Annotated in this window: 7 protein-coding genes; 1 reads left to right on the top strand and 6 read right to left on the bottom strand. The window is 60.6% G+C overall.

From position 1 onward, the window contains the following. From dnaG to ACTF58_RS13335, 3 genes are all read right to left on the bottom strand, one after another. The coding region (gene dnaG / locus ACTF58_RS13345) for a DNA primase (protein ID WP_438992459.1) at positions 1 to 1,867 on the bottom strand (1,867 nt) is incomplete at its 3' end. 48 nt (positions 1,868 to 1,915) lie between these two features. Further along, complete coding sequence (locus tag ACTF58_RS13340; protein ID WP_438992458.1) at positions 1,916 to 2,242, bottom strand: hypothetical protein; 327 nt, start codon at positions 2,240 to 2,242, stop codon at positions 1,916 to 1,918. An 80-nt stretch (positions 2,243 to 2,322) separates the two neighbouring features. Next, the gene (locus tag ACTF58_RS13335) at positions 2,323 to 3,000 is read right to left on the bottom strand and encodes a site-2 protease family protein (RefSeq protein ID WP_438992457.1); all 678 of its coding nucleotides are present in this window, start codon (positions 2,998 to 3,000) and stop codon (positions 2,323 to 2,325) included. Between the two features lie 82 nt (positions 3,001 to 3,082). Here ACTF58_RS13335 and ACTF58_RS13330 point away from each other — a divergent pair, with 82 nt between their 5' ends. Continuing rightward, the gene (locus ACTF58_RS13330) at positions 3,083 to 3,766 is read left to right on the top strand and encodes an NAD-dependent deacylase (RefSeq protein ID WP_438992456.1); all 684 of its coding nucleotides are present in this window, start codon (positions 3,083 to 3,085) and stop codon (positions 3,764 to 3,766) included. A 126-nt stretch (positions 3,767 to 3,892) separates the two neighbouring features. On the opposite strand, the gene ACTF58_RS13325 is transcribed toward ACTF58_RS13330, so the two are convergent. The 3 genes from ACTF58_RS13325 to ACTF58_RS13315 form a co-directional block, all read right to left on the bottom strand. Continuing rightward, on the bottom strand, positions 3,893 to 4,384 hold the full coding sequence (locus tag ACTF58_RS13325) for a copper chaperone PCu(A)C (protein WP_438992455.1): 492 nt from the start codon (positions 4,382 to 4,384) through the stop codon (positions 3,893 to 3,895). A gap of 62 nt (positions 4,385 to 4,446) precedes the next feature. Next, complete coding sequence (locus ACTF58_RS13320) at positions 4,447 to 4,794, bottom strand: hypothetical protein (RefSeq protein ID WP_438992454.1); 348 nt, start codon at positions 4,792 to 4,794, stop codon at positions 4,447 to 4,449. Between the two features lie 100 nt (positions 4,795 to 4,894). Further along, positions 4,895 to 5,132, bottom strand: a 238-nt coding sequence (locus tag ACTF58_RS13315; protein WP_438992453.1) for a large ribosomal subunit protein bL28, incomplete at its 5' end; no start/stop codon positions are given.

The following is a 5,132-nucleotide window of genomic DNA, read 5'->3' as shown; positions in this document are numbered from 1 at the left end:
TGCCACTTTGCGCGCGCCCCAGCGCCGCAGCGGCCTGAGAGAGCCGCCATGTCACGGCCTCGTCTGCGAGATGTGCAAGGTCTTCCTCGGCTTCGGCTATTTCGGTTTTGAGCCCGCGGTGGGCCTCAAGTTTGGCGAGTTCCTCGGCCAGTGTCATGCGCACGAGGTCTTGATCCGCCGCCTCTTTGAGCGCGGGGACTATGCGCAGATGGGGGGCAGCGAGCAGGTTTTCAAGCGTCTCATAGCCCAATCTTTCGGCGGCCTCTTCATAGGCTATGTCAGAGGCGGTTGCTGTGAGGCTCAGCACAATGTGGCGCAAGGCCGAAAGCTCGGGCGTGTGGCAGTCCATCCGCTCAATGGCGTAGTCAAATTCGCGCGCCAGCGAGGGCTGACGCAACAGCAACGCCAGAATAACGGTGATGCGCATCCGTTCTTGGGAGGCCTCGTTGCCTGCGGCGAGATAGCTGTTCTTTGTTTCGGTCAAAACGGGGGGCTGCGGCGGCTGCCAGCCGCCTTTGCCACGCGTCTTTTTAAAGCCGCCCTGCCCTTGCCCGCCGCCTGACGGCGCCCATGTCTCGCGCTTGGGGCGAAAGAGCTCATAGCGCATCTCTTTGATCGCTTCGCCATAGTGGCTGCGAATAAAAGGGTCGCGGATCAGTTTGATTTTCTCGCGCAGGGCCTTGTCGAGCGCGGCCTTACGCTCGGGGCTGTCATAGATACGGCCCTCGGTTTCTCGGCTCCAGAGCAGGCTGACCATGGGCATTGCCTCCTCAACAAGCTTGCGCACGGCCCCTGCCCCCTCAGAGCGGATGATATCATCGGGGTCTTTGCCCTCGGGCATGAGCGCAAAGCGCAGAGATTTGCCCGCCTCAAGCAGCGGCAGGGCGTTATCAATGACGCGGTGTGCCGCCCGCAAACCAGCCGTGTCGCCATCAAGCGCAATCACCGGCTCGTCCGCGACACGCCAGAGCATCTGGAGCTGATGTTCTGTGACAGCTGTGCCAAGCGGCGCAACCGCGCCTTCAAAGCCTGCCTCGGAGAGCGCGATCACATCCATATAGCCCTCGGCCACAATCAACGGCGCGCCCTTGCCCGCCGCCTCGCGCGCGGGGGCGTGGTTGTAAAGCGTGCGGGATTTGTCAAACAGTGGCGTTTCGGGCGAGTTGAGGTATTTGGCGTTGTCGGCGGGGTCCATCGCGCGCCCGCCAAAAGCGATACAGCGTTTACGGATGTCGCGGATCGGGAACATGATCCGGTTGCGGAAGGTATCATAGGGCTTGCCACCCTTGGCGCTCGGCTTGGCGAGGCCTGCCTCGATAATTAGGTCGGGCGCAACGCCTTTGCCTGTCAGGTGATCCCAGAGATTTTGCCAGCCGTCGGGGGCAAAGCCGATCTCGAAGCGTTCTTGCGTGCCCTCTTTGAGGCCGCGCTTGTCGAGATAGTCTCGCGCCGGCGCGCCCGCCCCTGTCTTGAGCTGAAGGCGGTAAAACTGCACCGCCTGCTCCATCACGGCGGCAAGCTCTGTGTGTTTGTCAGCCTTTTCCTGCGCCCGCGGGTCGCGCTCGGGGATAGGCATTCCTGCCTCGCGGGCCAGTATTTCGACCGCCTCCATGAAGCCGACATTTTCGGTGTCTTTGATAAAGCTGATGGCGTCGCCTTTGGCGTGGCAGCCAAAGCAGTAGTAGTAGCCCTTGCGGTCATCGACATGAAAGGAGGCTGATTTTTCGTGGTGAAAGGGGCATGGCGCCCACATATCGCCTTTGCCTTGATTTGATTTGCGCTGGTCCCACATGACTTTGCGGCCCACGACCTGACTTAGCGAGGTGCGGGTGCGAAGCTCATCAAGAAATCCGGGTGGCAGCGACATCTGGCTAATATGGGGCCTGAGCGCGCGGGCGGCAAGCGCTCACTGGTGTTACTCTGGCTCAAAAGCCGCGCATTGCGCCACAAAGACGGCTGGCACATCATTGGCCTTCAGGTCTTTGCGGGGCAGCGTGTAAATATAGCCGACAAGCAGCGGGATCGCCCCTTGGAGCGCTTCTTCTGTGCTGGCTTTGATCTCTTCTTTGGCCTTGGTTTCGCTCTTGCGCTTCAGGCGCCATTCAACCGCCTTGGTCACAATCGCGCCTTGCGCCTCACAGCGCGCCTGCCGCTCTTGGGCGGTTTCGGCCTGAGCCGTTGTGGCCGTTGTGGCTGTGGTCAGAAGCATAAAGGCAACTGTGGTTGTGAGCAGGTTTTTCATGGCGACTCGCTTTTTGCTGTTCTGAAAGCCTAGCGAAGCCTGACGCGAAAGTCAGCGGGGAAGTGTGACACAGACGCAGATCAGGGGCGCGGCGTGCCGCGTGCCATATGCCAATGGAGCATAATCGGCGGCGCAAACAGCAAGAGCCAGCCAAAGGTCAGGTAAACATAGACGAGCGCAGGCCACCAAAGGACAGCAAAGACAAGGCCCACAGCCCCTGCCGTGCGAATGGCATGGCGTTGAGACAGAACCCGCAGCAGGGCAAGCTGCAAAAGCTTGCCGCCGTCGAGCGGCTGCACAGGGATGAGATTGAAGATAAACAGCGCCAGATTGAGCCGCGCAAACAGCATGAGATAGCTGCCAATGGCATAAAGCCCTGTCGCGCGGCTGGAGAAAATCCACCAAGCGGCAAGCGACGCCAGCGCCCAGAGCGCGAGGTTGACGAGCGGCCCCATAATGACAATCAGCTCTTGCTGTTGGCGGGAGGCGGCGCGCGCGTGCTCACAAAAGCCGCCGCCGCCGTGCAGCACGATCCGTTTCACAGGCACGCCCTGCACGCGGCAGCCCCAAGCATGGCCAAGCTCGTGAAGATAGATCGAGACCAGCAGCATGGCGAGAAGGATCGCAACCCAGAGAATGTTGCTCAGCCCCGCAAGCAGCAAAAGCAAGCCCAAGAGCAGCCCGAGCGACTGGCCCACATCGACCCGCACCCCGAAGAGGCCTTTGACAGAAAAGAGCGTTGGACCTGTTTGGAACATAGCCCATCCTTGCGCTGAAGTCTTGTGCGCAGCAAGCCCAAAAGGCGCTGGCTTTGGCTCTGGGAGCGGCTAAACTGGGGTTATGAGAGAACAGATTGTGATATTGACGGGGGCCGGCATTTCGGCGGAAAGCGGGCTTGGCACCTTTCGCGACGAGGGCGGGCTTTGGGCGCAGCACCGCATAGAGGATGTGGCAACGCCAGAAGGCTTTGCGCGGGATCCCGAGCGTGTTCAGCGGTTTTACAATATGCGCCGCGCCGAAGCCCGTGAGGCTGCGCCCAATGCCGCGCATTTTGCCTTGGCCGCGCTTGAAGCGGTGCAGGATGTGCTCGTCGTCACACAGAATGTGGACGGGCTGCATGAGGCTGCGGGCTCCAAAAACGTGCTTCATATGCACGGCAGCCTTGCGCGCGCGATGTGTGGCGCCTGCGCGGCGCGGTGGGATGCGCCCTTGGTGATGCAGGTCGCTGACGCCTGCCCGCACTGTGCGGCGCAGGCCACGCGCCCCGATATCGTCTGGTTCGGAGAAATCCCTTACGGGATGGAAGAGATCGACGCCGCCTTACAAAACGCCACCCTCTTTGCCTCGATCGGCACCAGCGGCAATGTCTACCCCGCAGCAGGGTTTGTCGCCGAGGCGCGCCGTCTGGGCGTGCGAACCGTCGAGCTTAATCTTGAACCGTCAGCAGGATATTCGCTGTTTGAAGAGGCGCGGATCGGCCCTGCCAGCGAGACGGTTCCCAAATGGGTTGCAGAGTTGAGCTAAGCTTTCAGCTCTTTCTTTTTGCCCGAACTATCCCGGGGGGAGGCTTCAAACGTCCTGAGACGTTTGAAGCCGGGGGGCAGAGCCCCCCACTGGGCGACGCCGTCAGGCGGCGCAACCCGCTCAAGATCAGCTGTCGCTGTCTTTTTTCATATGGCCGTGGCCCATGCTGCCGTGCATGGGCTTGCGCTCCAGATCGACAGGCACGTCAACGACCACATCACCTGCCTTTTCAAAGGTCAGCGTGACGGTGACCATATCGTCCTGCTCCATGGACGTGTTGAGACCCATAAACATCACGTGCTGACCGCCGCGCTGCATCATGATGGTTTCGCCAGCGGCCACAGGGAAGCCCTCTTCCACATGGGTCATTTTCATAACGCCATTGGCGTCTTCAATATGGGTGTGCAGCTCGACGCGCTTGGCGATGTCCGAGCTGGCGCCAATCAGGCGGTCGTCTTCGCCCGTGTGATTCTCGATCACGATAAAGGCCGCACCTGCGGCGGCGCTCATGCCCGCCGCGCGGGCATAGCTGTCTTTGATCATCATGCCATCGGCAAAGGCCGGCATCGCGAGGGCAGCAGCGGCAACGGCCGCCATAAGTGTCGTTTTGAGAGTCATAGCTCTACCTTTCAGTGAATATATAAAGAGTTAGGGTGGCCCAAAGGCCTGTCTGTAAGAGGTCAGGCCGCTGCGGGCGGGCCGCGCGCGCTGGCTTTTAAAACACCTTGGGCAGGCGCGCGTGCGGTATGGGCAAAGCTCACGCGCTCGCCGTCTACCATCACGCGCAGCGGCGCTGTGACGGGGGCGGAAAAATCAGCAAACAGAGCAAGGGCGCAGTCAGGACAGATATGGGCGGGGCCTGTGGGCTGGCCTGACGCGTCCACCGATACGGCCAGCGGGCCGGTGCCTGTGCAAATGACGATCTCGCCTGTTGGCGTGCTCATCATGCGCGCTTCGGCCATAGCCTGGCCTGTGAGCACCAGAACGGCGACCACGACGGCAGAGATATAGGAGCGCAACGCTGTCATGGGCAGAGACTTAAGCGAGTGTGCAAAAGTTGCAAGGGGACAAAATGAAACAGCCCTGCCAAGAGGCAGGGCTGTTCAAATAACGAAACGTCAAAAAAGCTTAGGCTTCGGCTGTTTGAGCTTTGCTGATGTCTTTTTTCATTTTCAAGGCGCGCGCTGAGAGCTCGGCGTCTTTGGCTTTTGCCAAGAACTTGTCCAGACCACCACGGTGATCGACAGAGCGCAGCGCGTGCGCGGAGATGCGCAGTTTGAAGCCGCGGCCCAGTGTCTCTGACTGGAGCGTCACGTCGTTCAAGTTTGGCAGAAAGCGACGGCGCGTTCTGTTTTTGGCGTGGCTC

Origin of the sequence: Lentibacter sp. (genome assembly GCF_965657785.1) — a bacterium.
Lineage (GTDB): Bacteria > Pseudomonadota > Alphaproteobacteria > Rhodobacterales > Rhodobacteraceae > Lentibacter.
The sequence above is the reverse complement of the archived record's forward strand: the minus strand, read 5'-3'. Positions and strand labels throughout refer to the sequence as shown.